The sequence below is a fragment of the Pseudoduganella violacea genome, assembly GCF_014191875.1.
Lineage (GTDB): Bacteria > Pseudomonadota > Gammaproteobacteria > Burkholderiales > Burkholderiaceae_D > Rugamonas > Rugamonas violacea_A.
Genome location: NZ_JACHXD010000006.1, coordinates 26,181 through 47,885, shown reverse-complemented (window position 1 = coordinate 47,885; position 21,705 = coordinate 26,181). Strand labels below are relative to the sequence as shown.

The window sequence follows — 21,705 nt, the reverse complement described above, 5'->3', positions numbered from 1 at the left end:
TGAGACTGGCGCAGCTTAGTGGGCCATCATCTCGCGCAGTTCGCGGATGCTGAAATCGCTGATCTCGTGCATGCGGATCAGGATGGTCGCACCGATGGGCAGCGTGTTGTGACGGATTTTGCTGATGACCGGCGGCGCCACTTCCAGCGCGCGCGACAGGGCCGCGTCATTTTTGAGCTGCAGTTTCTCGATAATCGCATCCAGAACGCGATTGGGATTGTAAGTGGGCGAAGCCGTAATTTCTTTGAGGGACATCATTAACTCTTTTCTTGGATCGAATCGGCCGAATTTTTGCAAAAACACGACACTTTGAAAAAATAAAAAACGAAGCTATACCGATTTGGCGCTCGAAAAGGCCTCGAATGACGCGTTTTTCAGCACACGGACGATATGATACACGGTTTTGTTGCTGATAGCTTAACTCTCACTTAAATTTGTGAGAATTTGATAGATTGTAGCGCCATTTCCTATGCTAGGAAATTTCCTGCTCGAAAATACAACAGGATTAGCGAGAATTGTTTGGCAAGAAGGCGCTGCAAAACCATGCCAGGCAGAGCAGGGCCGAGAGGCGGGCGACGGTGGAGGGGAAGGTCAAGGCGCCGGCATAGCCGGAGTGGGGACAGAGCGACCAGCCTAGCTGGCGGCGGATTTCAGCGGGCGTGGGAGGGGGCAAATCTTCCTGTCGCCGCTGGGCAATACGCTGCGCCAGGTAAGCACGGACTTGTTCCTTGCTGGGATGCTGGATGATCTGCATATGCCCTCCTTCACACCATGACTTCACCTTAGTGCAGCAGCCGATGCCTTGCTTGATACAGCGCAAACGAGGCAGGCGGTCCGACAGGATCGCGCAGAAAACTTACACCGCGCTTGCACGCGCGGCTTGCAATCCTTCAGTAACGTCAGTGTACCCCAGGCGCACGCCGAGTTCCGTCTTTAGCCGCTTGTTGCTCAAACGCCGCGACTCCGACATGAAAGACAGCAAGGCCGGCGACACCGCCGCCGTCAGCGCCGCGCGTGCCAGCCGCGGCGGGCGTGGCAAACCGAACACATCCGCTACTGCATCAAAATACTCCCCCATCTTCATGCAACTGTCATCCACGGCGTGATAAACCCGGCCCGGCTGGCCATGTTGCAGCGCGCGTACAACAATTTGCGCCAGATCATCGGCATGCACGTGGTTGGTATACACATCCTGCTCCGCCAGCAAGGCCGGCGTGCCGTCGCGCAGCCGCTTGAGCGGCAGCCGGTCGGCCGCATAAATGCCCGGCACGCGCAGGATGCTGACGCGGCCGCCACGCCGCCGGGCCCAGGCGCGCAGCACCTGCTCGGCATCGACGCGGCGCAGCGCGCGCGCATTGCGCGGCGCCACCGGGCGCGTTTCGTCAAACAGCGCGCCGCCGCAATCGCCGTACACGCCGGTGGTGCTGATATACACCAGCTGGGCCGCCGGCAATACGGCCGCCAGGCGGCGCGTGCGGCGATCGCGATGGCCCTCGGTCTGCGGCGGCGCCAGGTGCACGATGCGCCGCGCCAGCCCCGCCAGGCGGCGCAGCGTGGCCGGCTGGTCGAGATCGGCGACGATGGGCACCGCGCCGGCGGCGCGCAATTCGGCGCGGCGCTCCGGCTGGCTGGTCACGGCAAACACGCGGTAGCGCTGGCACAGCAGCGGCAGCAGGCGCATGCCGACGTCGCCGCAGCCCAGAATCAGCAGGCGCGGCAGCTTGAAAGATGGTTTTCTGGTTTTCATAGCCGCGATTGTAGGGCGAGCGCCGAAAACGCGCTGGCGCAGCCCGCTAGGCCGCAGTAAAGGGGTAGTGTAGAATACCCCGACCGTTCGCTTGAAAACACCATAAGAATCAAAAGCTTACCCTACCAAATCCACCCCGACCAATATGACTTTTCAGATTACCGTTCAGCCCAGCGGCCATCAATTCCCCTGTGACGAAGACGAAACCGTGCTGGCCGCCGCCATGCGCGCCGGCGTCGGCCTGCCGTATGGCTGCAAAAACGGCGCCTGCAGCTCCTGCAAGGGCAAGGTCTTGTCCGGCGCCGTGAGCCACAAGCCGCACCAGCAGCGCGCCCTGCCGCCGGAGGAAGAAGAAAAAGGCTTTTCGCTGTTCTGCTGCGCCGTGCCACATTCCGACCTGGTGCTGGAAGCGCGCGAAGTCGCGGGCAGCAGCGACTATCCGATCAAGAAAATGCCATCGCGTGTGGCGACGCTGGAGAAAGTGGCGCCGGACGTGATCGTGATCTCGCTGCAGCTGCCGGCCAACGAGGCGCTCAAATACCGCGCCGGCCAGTACATCGAATTCATGCTGCGCGACGGCAAACGCCGCAGCTACAGCATGGCGACCGCGCCCGACAACGGCCCGATCACCCTGCACATCCGCCATATGCCGGGCGGCCTGTTCACCGACCAGGTCTTCACCACCATGAAGGAGCGCGACATCCTGCGCTTCGAAGGCCCGCTCGGCACCTTCTTCGTGCGCGAAGAATCGGACAAGCCCATGGTCTTCCTCGCTTCCGGCACCGGCTTCGCGCCGATCAAGGCCATCGTCGAGGAAATGCAGCGCGCCAAATCCACGCGTCCTATGCGCTTGTACTGGGGCGGGCGCCGTCCGCAGGATTTGTATATGGACGCCCTGTGCCGCCAATGGGCCAGCGACATGCCCAACTTCACCTATGTGCCGGTGGTATCGAACGCGCTGCCCGAAGACGGCTGGAGCGGCCGCACCGGCTTCGTGCACCAGGCGGTGATGGCCGACCTGCCCGATATGTCCGGCCATCAGGTATATGCCTGCGGCGCGCCGATCGTGGTCGATAGCGCCAAACGCGATTTCGTCGCCCAGTGCCAGTTGCCGGACGAAGAGTTCTACGCCGACGCCTTCACCAGCGAAGCCGACCTGGCCAAGCCCTAAGCACCCCGCCCCCGTCCGCCATCGTCCGCTGGCGGGCGGCGGCGGACGGGACATGTTTCACCGCATGCCGGCCGCACCCGCATGCCGCCACAACGTCCGTCCCATGTCCCTGCTCTCCGAATCGAACGGCTTCAGCGTCCTTAAGCACCGCAACTTCGCTTTCTATCTTTCCGCCCGCATCCTCGGCACGCTGGCCGTGCAAATGCAAAGCGTCGCCATCGGCTGGCAGATGTATGCGATGACGCACAATCTGTTCTATCTGGGCCTGATCGGCCTGGCGCAGTTCGCGCCCTTCCTGCTGCTGATCCTTTACGCCGGCCACGCGGCCGACCGCCACAACCGCCGCAACATCATCATCTGCTGCATGGGCGCGCAACTGCTGTGCGGCTTGCTGCTGCTGGCCTTTACCTACAGCGGCATGCGCGCCGTGTGGCCGGTGTTCGCCGTGCTGCTGCTGTTCGGCAGCGCGCGCGCCTTCATGAGTCCCGCCACGCAGGCGGTGCTGGTGAATATGGTGCCGCAGGAATCGTTCAGCAAGGCCGTGGCGCTGAGCAGCTCCAGCTTCCACGTGGCGGTGATCCTCGGCCCCACGCTGGGCGGCCTGCTGTACATCGCCGGCCCGGGCGCGGTGTACCTGAGCGCCGCATTGCTGCTGGTGGCGGCCGTGCTGCTGATGGCCGCCACCCGTCCCGCGCCGCAGGTGCGCAGCAAGGAGCCGGCCAGCTGGCACAGCGTGCTGGAAGGCTTGCGTTTCGTCTTCTCGCGTCCCGTGATGCTGGGCGCCATCTCGCTCGACCTGTTCGCCGTGCTGTTCGGCGGCGCCACCGCCCTGCTGCCGGCGCTGGCGCATGACGTGCTGCATACCGGCCCCAGTGGCCTTGGCCTGCTGCGCACCGCGCCGGCGATCGGCGCGGCGCTGTGCTCGGTGACGCTGGCCTTCATTCCCATCACGCGCCGCGTCGGCGTCTGGATGTTCGGCGGCGTGGCGGTGTTCGGCGCCGGCACCATCGTGCTCGGCGCGACCACCAGTTTCGCCGTCGCGCTGGGCGCCCTGCTGCTGATGGGCGCGGGCGACATGATCAGCGTCTATGTGCGGCACCTGCTGGTGCAGTTCGAAACGCCGGATGCGATCCGGGGCCGGGTCAGCGCCGTCAACGCCGTCTTCATCGGCGCCTCCAATGAGCTGGGCGAGTTCGAGTCGGGACTGACTGCCGGCTGGTTCGGGCTGACGCGCGCCGTCATCTTCGGCGGCGCCGCCACCTTGCTGGTGACGGGCTTGTGGGCCTGGCGTTTTCCCGTCCTGTCACGCATGGACCGCTTCCCCCACCATAAAGTGTAAGATTGGCACGCTATGCGCTCACCAGCCCATCAATTCATCCGCAGCCGCCCGCACCTTAGCCTGGCCATTGCGCTTGGCGCGGTGGCGGGCCTGCTGCTGCCTTCCGCGTGGACGCTGCTGACACGCCTGCTCACCGCCTGGAATGTGGCGGTGTGGGCCTATCTGCTGAGCATGATGTGGATGATGGCGCGCGCCGACTACCGCAAGGTGCGCCGCATCGCGGCCGCCCAGGACGAGAATGCGGCCGTGATACTGCTGACGCTCTGCGTGGCCGCCTGCATGAGTCTTGCCGCCATCAGCTCGGAGCTGGCGGCCGTGAAAGACCTGCCGCCAGGCGACCGGCCGCCGCACTACGCCTTTGCGGTCCTGACCCTGCTCGGCTCCTGGTTCCTGGTCGGCATGCTGTTCTGCAGCCATTACGCCCACCTCTATTACAACGCCGCGCCGACGCGGCGTCCGCTGCAATTTCCCGACCGCGATTGCCAGCCCAATTACTGGGACTTCCTCTACTTCTCTTTCACCATCGCGGTGGCGGCGCAGACCTCGGACGTATGCGTGCAATCGCAGTCGCTGCGCAAGCTGGTGCTGGGGCAGTCGGTGCTCAGTTTCTTCTTTAATCTGGTTATATTGGGGCTGTCCGTGAATATTGCAGCCTCAATGTTGAATAGTTGAGTATTCCGCTGCGCTACCCTGCAAGTTCCGCCAAAAGGAGTAAGATGGAATCGCGTTGATACGCGACTTGATGAACAAACGGGAGCAGCAAATGCAAATCCATGTGAACACCGATAAAACCATCGAACGTCATGCAGGCCTGGACGACCATGTACACAATGTCGTCAGCACTGCGCTCAACCGGTTCGGCGAACACATTAGCCGTGTCGAAGTTCACCTCAGTAATAACCATGCGCAAAAATCGGCCGATGGCGAAATCCGCTGCACGATCGAAGCGCGCCTCAATGGCTACCAGCCGATTGCCGTCAGCGATCATGACGCCACCCTGCACCAGTCCATCAGCGGCGCGGTGGAAAAGCTGAAACGCTCGGTCGACAGCACCCTGGGGCGCCTGTACGATAAGCGTCACGCGACGCCGGACTTCGAGGAACAGGCTGAGTAATCAGGTAGATCAGAAAGCAGGCGCCGGCAACGGCGCCTTTTGTTTTTGTGGGCCGCGGCGTATGCCCCCCTCTGGCTCTATGCGCTCAAGCCGCGCAGATAGCGTAGTCCCTGCAAGGCGCGGCTGCCATACCAGGACATCATTTCCCCATCGACCAGCTGCACCGGTTTGCCGATCTGTTTTTCCAGCGCATCCGCATGCGCCTCGGTAAAGCGGTAAGGCTCGGACGACAGCAGCACCTGGTCGATCTGCGCCAGCAGCTCCGGCGTCCAGTCGAAACGCGGATAGCGCGCCGCGCCCAGGTTCGGGATGCTCCAGCCGATCTGCGCCAGCATGCGGGCGATGTAGGTATCGCCCGAAACACTCATCCACGGGTCTTGCCAGATGCAGTACAACACGCGCTGCGGCGGGCCTTTGGGCGCGGCCTGCAAGGCAGCGTATTCGGCCGCGAAAGCCGCGCACCAATCCTCGGCCGCCTGCTGCGCGCAGAACACGCCGCCCATCAGGCGCGCCAATTCCAGATTATCCAGCGGTGTCACGGGATGCGTGACCACGATGTGCGGCACGAATTCGGCCAGCTTTTCCACCGTCGGCTTTTCGTTCTCGTCGATATTCACCACCAGGTGGCTGGGCGCGAGCTTGCGGATCTTGTCGAAGTTGACATCCTTGGTGCCGCCGATTTTGGGAATGGCCTGCACCACCTCGGCCGGATGGATACAGAAACCGGTGCGGCCCACTAACTTCTGGCTCAGTCCCAGATCGCACAGCAGCTCGGTGATCGATGGCACAAGTGAAACAATGCGGGCATCGGGGGCGGGGGCGTGTTCGCGGCCCAGGGCATCGGTGAAAGTCATCTGTCGCGCGGTATCGAATGTTGGTGCGGTATTGAAACACACCCGGCGGCGATTGCGCTATGATTGCCTGTGAGCATTCCGCACATCGAAAGCCTAACTTGAAACAGATCAGTACCTTCGGCGCTTCTGCCTGGCAGATCGGCGAACTCCATTTGTTCCGCGACTCCGATCCAAAGCAACTCGCCCCGCTGCTGGCCGCCTGTCCCGTGGTGCAGGTGGAGCAAGGCGAAACGGTGTCGGACCTGCATTGCGCCCGCCTCTACATCGTGCTGCGCGGTGCATTGGCCGTGGGCGCCGACACCCGCACCGGCATGGCCGACGGCACTATCAGCAAGGTGCTGCCCGGCGAGAGCGTGGGCGAGCAGTCCGTGCTCGACGAGGAAGCCAATCTGAATCCCATCGTAGCCATGGAACAGAGCGAGTTGCTGCAGATCGAAGCGGCGACCGTCTGGCGCCTGATCGACGAATCGAACGGCGTGGCGCGCAATCTTCTGCGCCTGCTGTCCTTCCGCATCCGCGCCGCCAATGCCCAGCTGCGGCGGCGCCAGAAGCTGGGCGAATTCTATCGCCAGCTGTCGATGGTCGACGGCCTCACCAGCCTGTATAACCGCGCCTGGCTCAACGACCTGCTGCCGACCATGGTGGCCTCGGCCCACGATACGCAGGCGCCGCTGTCGCTGGTGATGATCGATATCGACCACTTCAAGAAATTCAACGATAGCCACGGCCATCTGCAGGGCGACCAGGCGCTGCGCACGGCGGCCCAGGTGCTGAGCGGCGCGCTGCGTCCATCCGACTGCGCGGTGCGCTATGGCGGCGAAGAGATGATGGTGATCCTGCCGAATACCAGCATCGGCCTGGCGCAATCGGTGGCCGAGCGCCTGTGCGAGCGCATGCGCCAGGCGGTGGTGTTTGGCGATATGCGCCTGCCGCTGCCGCATATCACGGCGTCGTTCGGCGTAGCGGCCCTGCAGCCGGGCCAGGACGAACAGGCCTTGATCGCCGCCGCCGACGCGGCCCTGTACCGCGCCAAGGAAACGGGGCGCAACCGGGTGGCGGTGGCCGCCGTCTGAGTCCTTACGCGGCCTTGGCGGCCTTGCTGCCGTCCTGCGTTGCTGCGGTCTGCGTGGTGGACGTAGCGGGCTTGGTGGGCGGCGTCTGCTCCGGTTTCTCGGCATTGGCGGCGCGGCGGCTGGAGACGAAATCGGCATAGCCCTTCTGCACCAGCTCATAGGTCTTGTCGATGTTCGCGGCGATATCGCCGCTCAGCACTTTCAAGCCCTGTAGAATATCGCGCGCTTCCTTGAAGCCTTTTTCGAAGCCGCCCTTGATGGTGTCCATGAACTTGTCCAGCGCCTCGTCCTCGCTCAGGCTGGGATTCTGCTTCTTGTACAAGTCGAAGAAACCGGTAGAGAGCGAAACGATGCGGCCCGCCGTGCCTTCCGGCGTATTGTCCTGCGAAACCGCGTTCTGCACCGCGTTCTCGCCGTAATCGGCCTTCAGCGCCTCGTTGATGCTGGTTAGCGCCGATTTATAAACCAGGGCCAGCGGATCGTTCTGCGAACCGATGGAGACCGACAGCGAGGCTTGCAGAATATTCGCATTCATCTGCAATTTCGCCTTATTGGCCGGCGTGACCGAAGCATCGGAGCCGGTGCCCGCCACCGTATTGCTGCGGGTATTCAGGGAAACAGGATTTGACACAATAGACCTCCTTGCTTCAGCATGCGACAACAAGAACCACTTTGCACAATATGAGCAACCACACCTTCCTCTGGCACGATTACGAAACCTTTGGCGTCGTGCCGCGCCGTGACCGTCCCGCCCAATTCGCCGCCATCCGCACCGACGCCGAACTCAATGAAATCGGCGAGCCGATCATGCTGTTCTGCCAACCCGCGAACGACTACCTGCCGGATCCGCAATCCTGCCTGATCACCGGCATCACGCCCCAGCAATGCCTGGAACAGGGCGTGCCGGAGCATCGTTTCGCCGCCGTCATCGAAGAGGCGTTTTCCCAGCCCGGCACCATCGGCGTCGGCTACAACACCATCCGCTTCGACGACGAAGTGACGCGCTTCCTGTTCTGGCGCAACCTCATCGATCCTTACGCCCGCGAATGGCAGAACCAGTGCGGCCGCTGGGACCTGCTGGACGTGGTGCGCATGTGCTACGCGCTGCGTCCGGACGGCATCGAATGGCCGAAGCACGAGGATGGCCGTCCCAGCTTCAAACTCGAACATCTGAGCAAGGCTAACGGCCTGGCGCACGAAGCGGCGCACGATGCGCTGTCCGACGTGCGCGCCACCATCGCCCTGGCCCGCCTGATCCGCCAACAGCAGCCCAAACTCTTCGACTTCTGCCTGGCCCTGCACAAGAAGGATCGCGTGGCCGAGGAAATCGGCATGCACCTGCCGCCGGCCCAGCGCCAGCCCTTCCTGCACGTCTCGGGCATGTTCCCGGCCGAGCGCGGCTGCCTGGCCCTGGTCTGGCCGCTGGCGCCCCACCCCAGCAACAAAAACGAAGTCCTTGTATGGGATTGTAGCTTCGATCCGGGCGAATTGTTCAATCTGGATGCCGAAACCGTCCGTTTGCGCCTGTTCAGCCGCAGCGCCGACCTGCCTGAAGGCATGAGCCGCCTGCCGATCAAGAGCGTACACCTGAACAAATCGCCCATGCTCGTTAGTAATTTGAAAACCTTGACGCCGCAGATGGCCGCGCGCTGGGGCCTCGACCTGGAACAAGGCCGCGCCCACGCCCAGTTGGCCGCGGCAGGCCCGGATTTATCGGCGCTGTGGGCCGAAGTCTTCCAGCGCGCCGCGCCCGAAGCGGCCGACGTCGACGAAGACCTGTACGGTGGCTTCGTCGGCAACAACGACCGCCGCCTGCTCGAAACGCTGCGCAAACAAAAGCCCGAGCAGCTGGCCACCGCCACCGCCCACTTCCAGGACGACCGCCTGGGCGAGCTGCTGTTCCGCTACCGCGCTCGCAACTTCCCCGACACCCTGAGCGAAGAAGAGCAGGAACACTGGGAACAGCACCGCGCCGCCCGCCTGTTCGAAGGCGAAGCCGGCGCCCGCACGGTCGAGCAGCTCTTCATGGAAGTCGACCAGCTCTCGGAGACCGTCGACGAACGCGGCGAAGAAATCCTCGGCGCCCTCTACGACTACGCCGAAATGATCGCCCCCCAGCGCTACTAAGCCCCCGCGTTTGATCTACCGCAAACAATGTCCCACCGTGGTGTCAGGCACCGGGGTGGGACATTTGCTGATCTAGATCAAAGAATGTCCGGTTCTGGTGCCTGACACCAGGGTGGGACATTGTTTGATTTGGCGCAAACGCTGGAGGGTTTTAGCGGTGCTGGTTGATGGCGTCGCGGGTTTCGAGGGCGACGCGGCGGGCGGCGGCGGCGAAGTCTTCGCCGGCTTGCGGCGTCGCGTACAAAATCGCGCGGGAGGAGTTGATCATCATGCCGGTGCCAGCCTTGCTGCGGCCTGACTTCACCGTGGCTTCGATGTCGCCGCCTTGGGCGCCGACGCCGGGAACGAGCAGGGGCATGTCGCCGACAATGGCGCGGACCTGGGCCAGTTCTTCGGGGTAGGTGGCGCCGACCACCAGCGCGCATTGGCCGTTGGCGTTCCATTTTTCGGCAACCAGGCGCGCTACGTGCTGGTACAGGGGCTTGCCGTCCACTTGCAGGAATTGCAGGTCGGAGCCGCCTGGATTCGAGGTGCGGCACAGGACGATCACGCCGCGGTCGGTCCATTCCATATACGGTTCAACCGAGTCGGAACCCATGTACGGGCTGACGGTGACAGCGTCGGCGCCGTAGCGGTCGTAGGCTTCGCGCGCGTACTGCTTGGCGGTGGCGCCGATGTCGCCGCGCTTGGAGTCGAGGATCAGCGGGATGTGCGGATATTTTTCGCGGGCATAGGCGCAGATGTCTTCCAGCTGGCGTTCGGCGCCCAGGGCGGCGAAGTAGGCGATCTGCGGCTTGAAGGCGCAGGCCAGATCGGCGGTGGCGTCGATGATGGCCGTGCAGAATTGGTAGATGCCGTTTGGATCTTGCTGGAACTGGGCCGGCAGGCGCGCCATGTCGGGGTCGAGACCAACGCACAGCAGGGAGTTATTGGCAGCCCACGCGGCGTTCAGTTTATTCATAAAAGTCATGGCAGGCCCTTTTTATTCGTCGTTGCAAACCCTACATTATAACTTGCCCGGCGAACGCCCCGGATTTTGCAAAACGTGTATATTTGTCCATATACAGGAGGAAAATCATGCGCAGACACCCGTTTTCACGCTGGTTCATACTCGGTTTTCTCGCCGTCCTGCTCTCGGGCTGCGGCTATAACGAATTCCAAAGCAAGGATGAAGCGATCAAGGCCGCCTGGGGCGAAGTGGTCAACCAGTACCAGCGGCGGGCCGACCTGATTCCGAATCTGGTGAACACGGTAAAGGGTTATGCCTCGCATGAGAAGGAGACGCTGGAATCGGTGACGCGCGCCCGCGCCACGGCGACCAGCATCCAGGTTACACCGGAGGTTCTGAATAATCCGGCGGCCTTCCAGAAGTTCCAGCAGGCGCAGGGCGAGCTGTCTTCGGCGCTTTCGCGGCTGATGGCGGTGTCGGAAAAATATCCCGACCTGAAGGCCGACACCAGTTTCCGCGACCTGCAGTCGCAGCTCGAAGGCACGGAGAACCGCATCACCGTGGCACGCCAGCGCTATATCGCTTCGGTGCAGGAATACAATGTGCTGGCGCGGCGCTTCCCCACCAATCTGACGGCGATGATCTTCAGCTACGAGGTCAAGCCGACCTTCCAGGTCGAAAACGAGAAGGCCATTTCGACCGCGCCCGCCGTCGATTTCGGCAAAAAATAAGGACTTGCCGCGATGCGCCGGCACCCTCTCCTGCCTGCCCTGCTGGCCTTCCTCCTTGCCTGGATGATGGCGGCGGCGCAGGCTCAGTCTTTCGTCGCGGTGCCGCAGTTGAAGGCGCGCGTGACGGACCAGGTGCATATGCTGAACGATCAGCAGCGCACCGCGCTGGAAAACGTACTGGCCGATTACGAGGCCAAGAGCGGCAGCCAGATCGCCATCCTGATCGTTGCCAGCACCGCGCCCGAAGCCATCGAGCAGTACAGCATCCGCGTCACGGATGCCTGGAAACTGGGGCGCAAGGGCGTGGACGATGGCGTGCTGCTGCTGGTGGCAAAGGACAATCCCTCCTCCCTGCGCCGCCTGCGCATCGAAGCGGGACGCGGCGTGCAGGGCGTGCTGACCGACGCCCAGTCCAAGCGCGTGCTGCAGGACGTGATCGCGCCCCACTTCCGCCAGAACGACTTCTATGGCGGCTTGGTGGCGGGTGTCGGCGCCCTCGCCACCTTGCTGGATAAGGAGCACTTCCCCGCGCCGCCGCAGCAAGCGCCAGCCCACGCCGGCGATGATGGACCAGGCATCGGCTGGCTGTTGCCGCTGCTGCTGTTCGGCGCCTTCGTTCTGCTGCCGTTGATGCGCGGCGGTGCGCGGCGCGGCTTGCGGCGTGATGGATGGGGTTCGGATGCCGCCGGCGTGATGTTGGGCAGCGTCATCGGCAATGCCTTGGGCAATGCCTCGCGCGGCGGTAGTGGCAGCGGTGGCGGCTTCGGCGATGGCGGCGGCTTCGGCGGTGGTGGCGGCGGCAGCTTCGACGGCGGCGGCGCATCGGGGGATTGGTGATGAGCGCTCTACCGACCAGCTTTGCGGGACGCTGCCGGCGCGCATTGCGCCATCTGCTGAGCGGTTCCGCCTCAGGCAAACGCTGCTTCCCACCCGCCACGCTGGCTGCCATTGAGCAGGCCATCGGCGAAGGCGAGAAGCTGCACCGCGCCGAGGTGCGCCTGATCGTGGAAGCGGCGCTGGACGCCGGCGCGGCCTTCCGCAATATCAGCAACCGCGAACGGGCGCGCGCCCTGTTCGCGCAATACGGCATCTGGGATACCGAAGAAAACTGCGGCGTGCTGATTTACGTGAACCTGGCCGAGCATGCAGTCGACATCGTGGCCGACCGCAATGTGGGGCGGCAGGTGCCGGAGCAGGACTGGCAAGCCATCTGCGCCACCATGACGCAAGGCTTCGCCCAAGGCGACTTCCATCACAGCACGCTGGCCGCCCTGCGGCAGCTCAACGACATCCTGCACAAGCTGTTTCCGGCTGACGGTGCGCGGCCCAATCAGCTGCCCAATGATGCGCTGATTCTCTAGGCTACAATCCGCCACATCCTGAACAGACAGAATAGACGCTCATGAAACTTACCCAAAAAGTCGCCATCGTCACCGGCGCCACCCAAGGCATCGGCCTCGCCTGCGCTCAGCGCCTGGTGGCTGAAGGCGCGCAAGTCATGCTGGTCGATATCAAGCCCGAGGGCCAGCAGGCCGCCGAGGCGCTGGGCGACCAAGCGCGCTTCTTCGCGGCCGACGTCAGCCAGAAGGCCGACGTCGATGCGCTGGTGGCGGCCACCCTCGCCGCTTTCGGCCGCATCGATATCCTGATCAATAACGCCGGCGTCACCCATGCCGCCGATTTCCTCGACCTGACGGAAGAGGATTTCGACCGCGTGCTGCGCGTGAACCTGAAATCGATGTTCCTGTGCAGCCAAGCCGTGGCGCGCGCGATGGTGAAACAGCAAAGTGGCTGCATCATCAATATGTCGAGCGTGAATTCCGAGCTGGCGATTCCGAACCAGGTGCCGTATGTGGTGTCGAAAGGCGGGGTCAATCAGCTGACCAAGGTGATGGCGCTGAATCTGGCGCCGCATGGCATCCGCGTCAACGGCATCGGGCCGGGCACAATTTTGACGGAGCTGGCCAAGAAAGCGGTGCTGGGCAGCCCCGAGGCGCGCCACACCATTCTCTCGCGCACCCCGCTGGGACGCTGCGGCGAACCGGAGGAAGTGGCCGCCATCGCCGCCTTCCTCGCCAGCGACGACGCCAGCTATATGACGGGCCAGACCCTGTATGCCGACGGCGGCCGCCTGGCCTTGAATTACACCGTGCCGGTCAAGAATTGAGATATACAGATAATCTATGACAGGTATCGGAAACAAAAATTAGACATATATGCCGCGACGCAGCATAATCTCTCCTGTCTCCACTATTCTCCTCCAAGAAAATAGTTTTAAGCCCGCCTCGAGCGGGCTTTTTTTTATTTCCAGGGATTCAACAAAGGCAGGCTTAAATTCTGGAAATGGACCTCATTGCGGGTTACCAGCGTCATCCCATGCACCAGAGCGGTTGCTGCAATGATTGCATCGCGCTCCGGCCGTGGATGAGGTACATGTAAATCGGCGCACCGCAAGGCAACCGCCTGATCGAAGATCAAGACTCGGCCAATAAAATGCGTTAAGACCTGTGAATCCAACCACGCCCTTAGTACAGCTCCCTGTTTCGCATCCTTCCGCTCCTTCAGAAGCCCCCTAATTCCAGTTCGAGAATAGTAATAACAGAAATATACTGTCTACTCAAAGGCTGGGAGGCCGCCCAAGCCAGTACCTTAGGGTCGGCACGATCTGGTCGGCGCAATTCAGACAACACGTTGGTGTCAAGAACAAACATCAATCTAGTTCCGCAACGCGGTAAAGCCCTCTCAGTTCAGGTATCTCGAGTTCTACGTCTGCATTCCCATCCTGCGCAAGGGCGGTAGCAAGGCTAAGTGATTTCAGGGCAAGTTCGCGATACTGGCTTATGCTCATCAATACATGCGATGGCTTACCTCGCTCAGTGATGACGACCGGTCGATCCTGGGATGCCTTCTTTGCCTCGCCGACATTACGGCCAAGCTCACGGCTACTGATGATCAAGGTTTTCATGATTGACTCCAAATGCCGCACATGAAAATACTACTCCGTCCAGCCCCCCCCCTAGCGTGCTGGCATATCTGAAAATGTTGCTCAGTGTCATAACAGCGTAATAATCCCCCCCTATACTGATCACATCTGCCGCACATGCAACCGATATGCGTGGCGGCAGGGAAGGTGTGCCGGAGGAATCCGGTGCACCGCACCGAATTGAGTTTGTACTTTGTTTCTTGATGTTCTCTTGGCCCGAATGGGTTTTTCGCCCGCTCTTGTAGCGGGCGTTTTTTCTTCTAGCGTGGTATCGTTCGGCCCATGCTTAATTTGATCCAACAACTGTTTTTGACTTCCTCCCACGCCCGCTTGCGTTATTGGGGCGGGATGGCGGCTTATGCGCTGATCCTGATTCTCGGTTCGATCCCCGGCGCGCGCGCCGATATGGGCGAAGTCGCTTCCGGCATCGTGCTGCATTCCTGCGCATATGCGACGCTGGCGTTCCTGCTGTTCACCGGCGGCAGCGGCAACCCTGCCCAGCGCGCGCTGAAAGCGGTGCTGACGGTGGCCGTGATGGGCGCGTTCGACGAATTCGTGCAGAGCTTCTTCCCCTACCGTCATGGTTCGATCCAGGACTGGTGCGTGGATTGCAGCGCCGCCATCGTGTGCGCCACCTTCATGTGGGCACTGTGGTCGCATCGCAAGGTGGCGGCTTAGTTGATCGGCCGCCAGTACGTCTCGCGCATTACCCTGCAGCGCAGCGCCGTACCGGATTTCGGCGCCTACCCTTTCGCGCTGCCTGCTATCCGTAATTTCACCAGCATCGACCTGCATCCGAAGGTAACGCTTCTGGTGGGTGAGAATGGTTCGGGCAAATCGACTTTGCTGGAAGCGGTGGCGGTGGCGCTGGGTTTCAATGCCGAAGGCGGCACCAAGAATTTCCGTTTTTCGACGCGTGCCTCGCATTCGGCGCTGCACCAGTATCTACGCATCGCGCAAAGCATCCATAAGCCGCGCGACGGCTTCTTCCTGCGCGCGGAAAGCTTCTTTAATGTGGCGTCGGAAATCGAGGAACTGGATAAAGGTCCCGGTGGTCCGCCCATCATCAATTCTTATGGCGGCCGTTCGCTGCACGAGATGTCGCATGGCGAGTCCTTCCTGGCACTGATGATGGAGCGCTTCGGCGGCCAGGGCCTGTACATCCTCGACGAACCGGAGGCGGCGCTGTCGCCCCAGCGCCAGTTGGCGATGCTGAGCCGCATGCACGATCTGGTGCGGCGCAATTCGCAGTTCATCATCGCCACGCATTCGCCCATCCTGCTCGCCTATCCCGAGGCGCGGATTTATTCCTGCTCGGCCGAAGGCATCCACCCCATCCGCTACGAGGAAACGGAACACTACCAGGTGATGCACGATTTTCTGGTGAACCCGCAGCGCATGCTCGACGTGCTGCTCGACCGTTCCGACGAAAATTAGGCGCCCCGCCCTTTCTTCTCATCGCGTTCGAACGGCAGGCTGCGCTGGCCGCTGCTGGCATCCCTGGCGATACGGCGCAGCATGACGCGGGTTTGGCGGCGCTGGGTGGCGGCAGCCAGGGCGCCGATGGCTTTCTCCGCATCGGCGCGCAAAGCCAGCAGCTGTTCGGACTGGGCCTGCCGCACCAGCCCATACAAGGCTTGCGTGAAAAGGTAGCGGGTGCGCGCATCGCGCTCGTCGCCGCAGGCGGCTGCCACCAGCTCTTCCACGATCCAATCCGTACCGTACTGTTGCATGAGCATCCTTTATCAGTGCTTTGCGGATGATCAATTATTGCGCGGGCGTTCTCGCACCCTTTGATATGCGTCAATCCGGCGGCAAGCGGATTTAATAAACCTGCTCGACTTCGTAACCGCGCCGCTTCAGCAATTGCGGCACGCTGTTTTCGCCCAGCAGATGCAGCAGGCCGATGCCGACAAAGGCGCTGTGTTCGCGCGCCATGATGGTTTCGATATTCGCCGCCATTTCGGGATTGCGCTTGCCCAGCAAGGTCTGCTCCATGAAGCGCGCCGACACGCTGTCGCCCGTGGTCAGCTCGCGCGACAGCTCGGCCATGCGCACGCGGTCGGAGGCGCTCCACGCATCGATCAGGCCCGCCGATTTTTTCAGCGCGGCGCCGCTGTCGATATCGTCCAGATTCTCCAGCAGATAGCGCTCCTGCTGGGCCGCGCTCAAGCCATCGAAAAGGCTGAGCTGATATTCGGCCGTCTCCAGCTCGCGCAAGGGCTTTTGCTGCCGCAGCGCCGCTTCCAGCAGAAAGCCTTCCACGCCCTTGCTGCGCTGGTAGCCCAGCTTTTCCATCTCCATGCCGACCAGGATATTCGCCACCAGCCAGGGGCGGAAACCTTCCACGCTGGCGAGCGGCATGCCGTTCTTGTCCAGCGCCGCCTGCAAACGCGCCATGGCGGCCGGCGACAGATGGTCGCGCAAGCTTTGGCCGGCCGGATAACCGCCGTATTTGCCCAGCGCCAGCTGGAAATCGTCATTGGCGCGCACGTCCAGTTCCAACACCAGGGTGCGCGCTTCGGCCAGGGCGCGGCTCACTTCCGGCTCCAGCGGATAGAAGTTCTGCTTGCCGACGTGGATGGTGCCGAAGAGATAACTGCTGACGCCATGGTGCCGCACGCGATACAGCACGCCGCGACGCGGCACGGCGTCGCCGTCCTGCGCCTGGGACAAAGTGGAAGGTATGCTCATTTCCACGCCATGCACCATGCCTGAAAACAAAAATAGAAGAAGAATCAATAACTTGCGAACCATGCCAGACCCCGCGACAGCTCCGCCCGGCTGGCGGATATGTTGCCCATGGTAAAGCAGTTTTTCGCGAAGGAAGATGAAATCCCGGCGCTTTTTTGCCCGCGCCGGGAGAAAACAACAGAAGGATTAACGCTTCGTCAGCTAGTGGTCAAACAGACCACTCAACGCGCCAACTCCACCAGCACCGCCGTGTACATTTCCAGATTCAGCATCGGCTGCTTGTGAGTGATGAACTCGTGCTCGGAGTGGCCGGTATAGACCTGGCCCGGCATGCCGGGACCGAAGCTGACCGCGTTCGGGAACAGGCGCGAATTGGTGCCGCCGCCGATCGACACCGGCTGCGCATCCTTGATGCCGGTATAGTGCGCGAACACATTCAGCAAGGTCGGAATCTGCGGCGCCTTCTCCTGGATCCAGGGATCGCCGACATACATATTGATGCCAGCCTTGGCGCCGCGCGCCGCGTTCCAGCCGTCGAAAGCCTGCTGGAATTCCGCCTTCAACTCATCGGCCGTCTTGCCGCGCGGGCGGCGCAGATTGATGTTCAGCTCCAGGCCTTCATTCGACTGCTTGAGCACCGTGGGCGCCACCGTCATCGGTCCCATGAAGCTGTCGCGGTAAGCGGCCTTGCCGAACTTCTCGCCATGGATGCCGGTGCCGATCATCTCGTTCAGGAAGGACACCATATTCGCCGCCGAGGTGCCCTGCCATGGGCGCACATTGAGCGCATCGGCCAGCATGCTGATCGCGTTCACGCCGTCTTCCGGCTTGGACGAGTGGGCCGATACGCCCAGCGCCTTGATCTTCAAGGTGCTGCCCTGCCAGTCGTATTGGTAGCGCATGCCTTTCTGCGCCACGGCGCGGGCGCGGATCTGCGCTTCCAGCTCCGGCGTAGCCTGGTCGATGACGGCGCTGGCATCTTCCGGAATCTGGCTGCCGAAGAAACCGCCGGCAAAGCTGGCCAGCACCGGGCCGGCGACATTTTCCACCTGCACCCAGTGCGGCAGCTTGACCGTCAGCGAGCCATAGCCCTTCTCCGCCGTCACCACCGGGTATTCGGCATCGAGCGTGATATTGACCTGGGGCGGCTCATGGTTTTTGAGGAAGGCTTCCAGCGGCGCCCAGTCGGATTCTTCGGCCATATACACATACAGCTCGATGCGCTTGCTCAGCGCCAGCTTGCGGTCCTTGATTGCCTTCATCGCGTACAGGGCGGTGGCGATCGGGCCTTTATCGTCCTCGGTGCCGCGGCCGACCAGGCGTCCCGGCTCGCTGGTGGAATCGAGCTTGAAGGGCGACTGCTTCCATTTGGCGGGATCGACAGGCTGCACGTCGCCATGCGTGATCACGCCGACGCGCTCCTTGCCCTGGCCCATGCCGATCACCACCACATAGCCGTGGTCCTTGAAATCGAAGCCCAGGCGTTCCGCCTCCTGGCGCAGGAATTTCTTGAAGCCCGCATGCTCGGGATTGTTTTCGAATGCGATCTTCTTGTCTGCTACGGTATTGAAGCCGACCATGGTGGCCAGGCTCTTGATCATCGGCTTTTCGTAGGTGCTACGGGCATGGCGGGCGGTGCTGGTGGCGGCGTCGCTCAGGGGAGCGGCATGCAGCGGGGCTTGCAGCAGCAGGCCAAGAAGGGCAATCTTTTTCAGCATATGTCTCGTCGTTATTGGTAGTTGGACACGATCCTGTGAATGACGCCGTCGCGGTGCATGCCCGCGATGGCCGCATTCACGTCCGCCAGCGTCACGCCGGACTTCTCCGACACGGCGCAGCGTGTCAGATAGGTTTTGACGTGAAGCGGTGGATGGATCTCAAGGCGATCGCCCAGTTTCAGCCGGTAGTCGAGCAAGGCCTTCAAGGTGGCCGCATGCCTTACCCGTCCCAAACCCAGCTTGCGCAGGTTGATCTCGTTGGACGGGCCGTCGGCGCGCACGAACTCCGCGCCCAGGGCATGCTCCAACTCCGGGTAATGATAGCCCAGGACGGTAGCAATCTGCTGGCCGCCCACATCGGCCACGGTCAGGGGACGCGGCCAGCGCCGGTCCGAGACCAGCAGCTCGGTGACGGGGAAGAACGGGGAGCTCCAGTAAAAGCTGCCCGGCAGCCATTCCGGCATATACATGCACAGCACGTCGGCGCGGCCCACCTCCAGGGTCTGGGCGATGCGCTTGCGCGGCATGGCGAGAAACTGCGCGCGCCGTCCCAGCTGCTGCGCCAAGGCTTCACCCAAGTCCTTATGGATGCCGCCCACCAGCTCCCCCGCGCGGAATTCGGAAATCGGCATTTCGGTGCCGGTGGCCACCAGCACGATCAGGCGCCCCGGATCGGCCAGGGCCGGCGCCGCCAGCAGCAAGGCCGCCAGCAGGCTGCATGCGGTCCGCCGCAGATGTCGAAATGTCATGAAACAGAAACCCATACTAAGAGAATGGTTACCAGTTTACCGTCTTTCGCCGCCGCTTCCCAAAAAGACATGCTGGATGCAAGTCATACCCACGCGCGTGTCAGGGCCTTGCTTGAAAGCCCGCGCCACAGCCCAATATCGACGCCATGACTATCCCATTCTCCGTACTCGACCTCTCCCCCATCGCCGAAGGCAGCAATGCCGCCACCTCGCTGCGCAATACGCTGGACCTGGCGCAGCATGCGGAGCGCTGGGGTTTTCAACGCTACTGGCTGGCCGAGCACCACGGCATGCCGGGCATCGCCAGCGCCGCCACGGCGGTCGTGATGGCTCACGTCGCGGGCGGCACGTCCACCATCCGCGTCGGCGCGGGCGGCGTGATGCTGCCGAACCACTCGCCGCTGGTGATCGCCGAGCAGTTCGGCACCCTGGCCGCCCTGCATCCGGGCCGCATCGACCTGGGACTGGGGCGCGCGCCCGGCTCCGACCAGGCCACCATGCGCGCCCTGCGCCGCCGCATGGACGCCAGCGTGGACGAATTCCCGCAGGACGTGCTCGATCTGCAGGACTATCTGTCCGACGAACCGCGCCAGCAGATCAAGGCGGTACCGGGCCAGGGTTCGAACGTGCCGTTATGGATACTGGGCTCCAGCACATATGGCGCTCAGCTCGCGGCCCATTTCGGTCTGCCCTTCGCTTTCGCCTCGCATTTCGCGCCGCAGATGATGATGCAGGCGCTCGCACTCTACCGCGCCAATTTCCAGCCGTCGGCGCAGTTGCAAAAACCATATGTCATGCTGGGCTATAATGTGTTCGCTGCCGACAGCGACGAGGAAGCCCAGTTGCTGTCCACGTCGATGCAGCAAGCCTTTGTCAATCTTCGTTCCGGCCATCCCACGCGCCTGCCCCCGCCCAAAGCCGGCTACCGCCAGCAGATCGGGGCCGCTGAAAGCGCGATGCTCGATTCGGTGTTATCCTGCTCGGCCGTCGGTTCGCCGCACACGGTCGAGGCCCAGTTGCGCGCCTTCATCGCCAGCACCCGGCCGGACGAATTGATGATTACTTCGCAAATCTTCGAGCATAAGGCTCGCCTGCATTCCTACGCTTTAACGTCAGAGATCCACGCGCGCCTTGGCTGAGTAAACCATAGGAGCCGCGATTGACGCAGCCTGAGCACCACCACGAAATTTCACCGGCCATGGTTTGGCTGCTGGCCATCGCCAGCGGCCTGATTGTGGCCAATCTGTATTACGCCCAACCGCTGGTGGGACCGATCAGCCAGGCCACCGGCCTCGATCCCGGCGCGGCCGGCCTGATCGTCACCCTGACCCAATTGGGTTACTGCGTCGGCCTGCTGTTCATCGTGCCGCTGGGCGACCTGGTGGAAAACCGCCGCCTGGTCTTCATCGCGCTGCTGGTGGCGGCGCTGTCCCTGCTCGGCGCGGCCAGCACCAGCAATGCCACGCTGTTCCTGCTGGCGGCGCTGTGCATCGGCATCAGCTGCGTGGCGGCCCAGGTGCTGGTGCCGTTCGCGGCCCACCTGTCCTCGCCCGAGAAGCGCGGCCAGACCGTGGGCTCGGTGATGAGCGGCCTGCTGATGGGCATCATGCTGGCGCGTCCGGTATCGAGCGTGGTGGCGGACCTGCTGGGCTGGCACGCCATCTTCTTCATTTCCGCTTTCGGCACGGCGGCCTTGGCCTTCGTCCTGCGCAGCAAGCTGCCGCAGCGCCAGCCGCAAAATGCGATCAGCTATCCAGCCCTGCTGGCGTCGCTCTGGCATCTGCTGCGCGACACGCCGGTGCTGCGCCGCCGCGCCCTGTACCAGGCCTGCATGTTCGGCGCCTTCAGCCTGTTCTGGACCACGGTGCCGCTGGTGCTGGCCGGCCCCCACTTCCAGATGTCGCAAACCGGCATCGCCATCTTCGCCCTGGTCGGCGTGGGCGGCGCCGTGGTCTCGCCGATTGCCGGCCGCCGCGCCGACCAGGGCAAGGGCCATTCGACCACGCTGATCTCGCTGTGCGCGCCGGTGCTGGCCTTCGGCCTGCCGCTGGTGCTGCATGGCGGACACTATCTGGATCTGGCCTTGCTGGTCATGGCTTCCATCGTGGTGGATATGGGCGTGTCGGGCAGCCTGGTGGTGGGACAGCGCGCCATCTTCTCGCTCGGCGCCGAGGTGCGCAGCCGCCTGAACGGCCTGTTCATCGCCATCTTCTTCTTCGGCGGCGCCATCGGCTCTTCGCTGGGCGGCTGGATGTACGCGCATCACGGCTGGAACGGCGTGCTGCTGGCCGGCCTGGGCTTCCCGCTGGTGGCCCTGCTGGCCTTCGCCACCGAACCGCGTCCGCCGCGCGGCCTGGGCGCGCCGGCTTAAATCCCTTCCAGGCGGCGCGCCTTGCGCCGCCTGCCCCCGGAGGCCGCTTCAAAAATGGCCGTGGCTAGGCGCAGCGACGAAGACA

Annotated in this window: 25 protein-coding genes and 1 pseudogene; 14 read left to right on the top strand and 12 right to left on the bottom strand. The window is 62.8% G+C overall.

Annotated elements, in window-relative coordinates; translation table 11 throughout:
- Positions 1–15: 15 nt before the first annotated feature.
- From FHS03_RS12180 to FHS03_RS12170, 3 genes are all read right to left on the bottom strand, one after another.
- Positions 16–258, bottom strand: coding sequence for a hypothetical protein (locus FHS03_RS12180; RefSeq protein WP_223306070.1), 243 nt, complete (start codon positions 256–258; stop codon positions 16–18).
- A gap of 247 nt (positions 259–505) precedes the next feature.
- Positions 506–754, bottom strand: a complete 249-nt coding sequence (locus FHS03_RS12175) for a hypothetical protein (RefSeq protein ID WP_183441247.1) — start codon at positions 752–754, stop codon at positions 506–508.
- 102 nt (positions 755–856) lie between these two features.
- Positions 857–1,747 (bottom strand): SDR family oxidoreductase, encoded by an 891-nt coding sequence (locus FHS03_RS12170; RefSeq protein WP_183441246.1) that lies wholly within the window; start codon positions 1,745–1,747, stop codon positions 857–859.
- Between the two features lie 145 nt (positions 1,748–1,892).
- Here FHS03_RS12170 and FHS03_RS12165 point away from each other — a divergent pair, with 145 nt between their 5' ends.
- The 4 genes from FHS03_RS12165 to FHS03_RS12150 all read left to right on the top strand — a co-directional run bounded on the left by FHS03_RS12165 (position 1,893) and on the right by FHS03_RS12150 (position 5,371).
- A complete protein-coding gene (locus FHS03_RS12165; protein ID WP_183441245.1) occupies positions 1,893–2,918 on the top strand; it encodes a CDP-6-deoxy-delta-3,4-glucoseen reductase in 1,026 nt (341 codons plus the stop codon).
- 103 nt (positions 2,919–3,021) lie between these two features.
- Positions 3,022–4,257, top strand: coding sequence for an MFS transporter (locus tag FHS03_RS12160; RefSeq protein ID WP_183441244.1), 1,236 nt, complete (start codon positions 3,022–3,024; stop codon positions 4,255–4,257).
- 12 nt (positions 4,258–4,269) lie between these two features.
- Positions 4,270–4,929, top strand: coding sequence for a DUF1345 domain-containing protein (locus FHS03_RS12155; RefSeq protein ID WP_183441243.1), 660 nt, complete (start codon positions 4,270–4,272; stop codon positions 4,927–4,929).
- 91 nt (positions 4,930–5,020) lie between these two features.
- The gene (locus tag FHS03_RS12150; RefSeq protein WP_183441242.1) at positions 5,021–5,371 is read left to right on the top strand and encodes an HPF/RaiA family ribosome-associated protein; all 351 of its coding nucleotides are present in this window, start codon (positions 5,021–5,023) and stop codon (positions 5,369–5,371) included.
- Between the two features lie 77 nt (positions 5,372–5,448).
- Here FHS03_RS12150 and FHS03_RS12145 read toward each other — a convergent pair whose 3' ends face one another.
- Entirely contained in the window at positions 5,449–6,225 is a 777-nt protein-coding gene (locus FHS03_RS12145; RefSeq protein ID WP_183441241.1) for a helical backbone metal receptor, read from the bottom strand.
- 98 nt (positions 6,226–6,323) lie between these two features.
- On the opposite strand from FHS03_RS12145, the gene FHS03_RS12140 reads away from it, so the two are divergent.
- Entirely contained in the window at positions 6,324–7,298 is a 975-nt protein-coding gene (locus FHS03_RS12140) for a GGDEF domain-containing protein (RefSeq protein ID WP_183441240.1), read from the top strand.
- Positions 7,299–7,302: 4 nt separating this feature from the next.
- On the opposite strand, the gene FHS03_RS12135 is transcribed toward FHS03_RS12140, so the two are convergent.
- On the bottom strand, positions 7,303–7,929 hold the full coding sequence (locus FHS03_RS12135) for a DUF5610 domain-containing protein (RefSeq protein ID WP_371871658.1): 627 nt from the start codon (positions 7,927–7,929) through the stop codon (positions 7,303–7,305).
- Between the two features lie 50 nt (positions 7,930–7,979).
- Between FHS03_RS12135 and sbcB the strand changes: the two genes are divergently transcribed.
- A complete protein-coding gene (gene sbcB, locus FHS03_RS12130; protein ID WP_183441239.1) occupies positions 7,980–9,425 on the top strand; it encodes an exodeoxyribonuclease I in 1,446 nt (481 codons plus the stop codon).
- A gap of 151 nt (positions 9,426–9,576) precedes the next feature.
- Here sbcB and pyrF read toward each other — a convergent pair whose 3' ends face one another.
- Positions 9,577–10,395 (bottom strand): orotidine-5'-phosphate decarboxylase, encoded by an 819-nt coding sequence (gene pyrF / locus FHS03_RS12125; RefSeq protein WP_183441238.1) that lies wholly within the window; start codon positions 10,393–10,395, stop codon positions 9,577–9,579.
- A gap of 107 nt (positions 10,396–10,502) precedes the next feature.
- On the opposite strand from pyrF, the gene FHS03_RS12120 reads away from it, so the two are divergent.
- The 4 genes from FHS03_RS12120 to FHS03_RS12105 are packed head-to-tail and all read left to right on the top strand — an operon-like array spanning position 10,503 to position 13,272.
- Positions 10,503–11,105 carry a LemA family protein gene (locus FHS03_RS12120; protein ID WP_183441237.1) on the top strand — a complete coding sequence of 201 codons (603 nt, stop codon included), beginning with the start codon at positions 10,503–10,505 and terminating at the stop codon, positions 11,103–11,105.
- A 12-nt stretch (positions 11,106–11,117) separates the two neighbouring features.
- Entirely contained in the window at positions 11,118–11,942 is an 825-nt protein-coding gene (locus tag FHS03_RS12115) for a TPM domain-containing protein (protein WP_183441236.1), read from the top strand.
- Positions 11,942–12,466 (top strand): TPM domain-containing protein, encoded by a 525-nt coding sequence (locus FHS03_RS12110; protein WP_183441235.1) that lies wholly within the window; start codon positions 11,942–11,944, stop codon positions 12,464–12,466. The genes FHS03_RS12115 and FHS03_RS12110 overlap by 1 nt, the downstream gene beginning before the upstream one ends.
- 41 nt (positions 12,467–12,507) lie before the next feature.
- The gene (locus FHS03_RS12105; RefSeq protein WP_183441234.1) at positions 12,508–13,272 is read left to right on the top strand and encodes an SDR family NAD(P)-dependent oxidoreductase; all 765 of its coding nucleotides are present in this window, start codon (positions 12,508–12,510) and stop codon (positions 13,270–13,272) included.
- Between the two features lie 134 nt (positions 13,273–13,406).
- Here FHS03_RS12105 and FHS03_RS12100 read toward each other — a convergent pair.
- Together FHS03_RS12100 and FHS03_RS12095 are read right to left on the bottom strand one after the other, a co-directional pair.
- A pseudogene (locus tag FHS03_RS12100) lies at positions 13,407–13,819 on the bottom strand (type II toxin-antitoxin system VapC family toxin).
- Positions 13,816–14,070: a type II toxin-antitoxin system prevent-host-death family antitoxin gene (locus FHS03_RS12095; protein ID WP_183441233.1), complete on the bottom strand. Its 255-nt coding sequence runs from the start codon at positions 14,068–14,070 to the stop codon at positions 13,816–13,818. Before FHS03_RS12095 ends, FHS03_RS12100 begins: the two are co-directional and overlap by 4 nt.
- A gap of 327 nt (positions 14,071–14,397) precedes the next feature.
- Here FHS03_RS12095 and FHS03_RS12090 point away from each other — a divergent pair, with 327 nt between their 5' ends.
- Together FHS03_RS12090 and FHS03_RS12085 are read left to right on the top strand one after the other, a co-directional pair.
- On the top strand, positions 14,398–14,766 hold the full coding sequence (locus FHS03_RS12090; RefSeq protein ID WP_229426185.1) for a VanZ family protein: 369 nt from the start codon (positions 14,398–14,400) through the stop codon (positions 14,764–14,766).
- Complete coding sequence (locus FHS03_RS12085) at positions 14,767–15,525, top strand: AAA family ATPase (RefSeq protein ID WP_183441231.1); 759 nt, start codon at positions 14,767–14,769, stop codon at positions 15,523–15,525. It abuts the gene before it with no gap.
- On the opposite strand, the gene FHS03_RS12080 is transcribed toward FHS03_RS12085, so the two are convergent.
- The 4 genes from FHS03_RS12080 to FHS03_RS12065 all read right to left on the bottom strand — a co-directional run bounded on the left by FHS03_RS12080 (position 15,522) and on the right by FHS03_RS12065 (position 19,249).
- On the bottom strand, positions 15,522–15,821 hold the full coding sequence (locus tag FHS03_RS12080; RefSeq protein ID WP_183441230.1) for a hypothetical protein: 300 nt from the start codon (positions 15,819–15,821) through the stop codon (positions 15,522–15,524). The two genes, FHS03_RS12085 and FHS03_RS12080, sit on opposite strands and share 4 nt — an antisense overlap.
- Positions 15,822–15,912: 91 nt before the next feature.
- Positions 15,913–16,782, bottom strand: coding sequence for a TraB/GumN family protein (locus FHS03_RS12075; protein ID WP_183441229.1), 870 nt, complete (start codon positions 16,780–16,782; stop codon positions 15,913–15,915).
- A 221-nt stretch (positions 16,783–17,003) separates the two neighbouring features.
- Positions 17,004–18,500, bottom strand: coding sequence for a dipeptidase (locus FHS03_RS12070; protein ID WP_183441228.1), 1,497 nt, complete (start codon positions 18,498–18,500; stop codon positions 17,004–17,006).
- Between the two features lie 11 nt (positions 18,501–18,511).
- Complete coding sequence (locus FHS03_RS12065) at positions 18,512–19,249, bottom strand: substrate-binding periplasmic protein (RefSeq protein WP_183441227.1); 738 nt, start codon at positions 19,247–19,249, stop codon at positions 18,512–18,514.
- Between the two features lie 146 nt (positions 19,250–19,395).
- Between FHS03_RS12065 and FHS03_RS12060 the strand changes: the two genes are divergently transcribed.
- The gene (locus FHS03_RS12060) at positions 19,396–20,388 is read left to right on the top strand and encodes an LLM class flavin-dependent oxidoreductase (RefSeq protein WP_183441226.1); all 993 of its coding nucleotides are present in this window, start codon (positions 19,396–19,398) and stop codon (positions 20,386–20,388) included.
- Between the two features lie 59 nt (positions 20,389–20,447).
- Positions 20,448–21,620, top strand: a complete 1,173-nt coding sequence (locus FHS03_RS12055) for an MFS transporter (RefSeq protein ID WP_176349596.1) — start codon at positions 20,448–20,450, stop codon at positions 21,618–21,620.
- The last annotated feature ends 85 nt before the right edge of the window (positions 21,621–21,705 follow it).

Bases quoted from the DNA above. Each gene is read 5' to 3' on its own strand.
- FHS03_RS12160 (WP_183441244.1), top strand. From the start codon at position 3,022: ATGTCCCTGCTCTCCGAATCGAACGGCTTCAGCGTCCTTAAGCACCGC.
- FHS03_RS12075 (WP_183441229.1), bottom strand. From the start codon at position 16,782: ATGAGCATACCTTCCACTTTGTCCCAGGCGCAGGACGGCGACGCCGTG.
- FHS03_RS12080 (WP_183441230.1), bottom strand. From the start codon at position 15,821: ATGCAACAGTACGGTACGGATTGGATCGTGGAAGAGCTGGTGGCAGCC.
- FHS03_RS12115 (WP_183441236.1), top strand. From the start codon at position 11,118: ATGCGCCGGCACCCTCTCCTGCCTGCCCTGCTGGCCTTCCTCCTTGCC.
- FHS03_RS12150 (WP_183441242.1), top strand. From the start codon at position 5,021: ATGCAAATCCATGTGAACACCGATAAAACCATCGAACGTCATGCAGGC.
- pyrF (WP_183441238.1), bottom strand. From the start codon at position 10,395: ATGACTTTTATGAATAAACTGAACGCCGCGTGGGCTGCCAATAACTCC.
- FHS03_RS12175 (WP_183441247.1), bottom strand. From the start codon at position 754: ATGCAGATCATCCAGCATCCCAGCAAGGAACAAGTCCGTGCTTACCTG.
- FHS03_RS12155 (WP_183441243.1), top strand. From the start codon at position 4,270: ATGCGCTCACCAGCCCATCAATTCATCCGCAGCCGCCCGCACCTTAGC.
- FHS03_RS12110 (WP_183441235.1), top strand. From the start codon at position 11,942: ATGAGCGCTCTACCGACCAGCTTTGCGGGACGCTGCCGGCGCGCATTG.
- FHS03_RS12070 (WP_183441228.1), bottom strand. From the start codon at position 18,500: ATGCTGAAAAAGATTGCCCTTCTTGGCCTGCTGCTGCAAGCCCCGCTG.
- FHS03_RS12170 (WP_183441246.1), bottom strand. From the start codon at position 1,747: ATGAAAACCAGAAAACCATCTTTCAAGCTGCCGCGCCTGCTGATTCTG.
- FHS03_RS12060 (WP_183441226.1), top strand. From the start codon at position 19,396: ATGACTATCCCATTCTCCGTACTCGACCTCTCCCCCATCGCCGAAGGC.
- FHS03_RS12065 (WP_183441227.1), bottom strand. From the start codon at position 19,249: ATGACATTTCGACATCTGCGGCGGACCGCATGCAGCCTGCTGGCGGCC.
- FHS03_RS12180 (WP_223306070.1), bottom strand. From the start codon at position 258: ATGATGTCCCTCAAAGAAATTACGGCTTCGCCCACTTACAATCCCAAT.
- FHS03_RS12095 (WP_183441233.1), bottom strand. From the start codon at position 14,070: ATGAAAACCTTGATCATCAGTAGCCGTGAGCTTGGCCGTAATGTCGGC.
- FHS03_RS12165 (WP_183441245.1), top strand. From the start codon at position 1,893: ATGACTTTTCAGATTACCGTTCAGCCCAGCGGCCATCAATTCCCCTGT.
- FHS03_RS12105 (WP_183441234.1), top strand. From the start codon at position 12,508: ATGAAACTTACCCAAAAAGTCGCCATCGTCACCGGCGCCACCCAAGGC.
- sbcB (WP_183441239.1), top strand. From the start codon at position 7,980: ATGAGCAACCACACCTTCCTCTGGCACGATTACGAAACCTTTGGCGTC.
- FHS03_RS12120 (WP_183441237.1), top strand. From the start codon at position 10,503: ATGCGCAGACACCCGTTTTCACGCTGGTTCATACTCGGTTTTCTCGCC.
- FHS03_RS12055 (WP_176349596.1), top strand. From the start codon at position 20,448: ATGGTTTGGCTGCTGGCCATCGCCAGCGGCCTGATTGTGGCCAATCTG.
- FHS03_RS12145 (WP_183441241.1), bottom strand. From the start codon at position 6,225: ATGACTTTCACCGATGCCCTGGGCCGCGAACACGCCCCCGCCCCCGAT.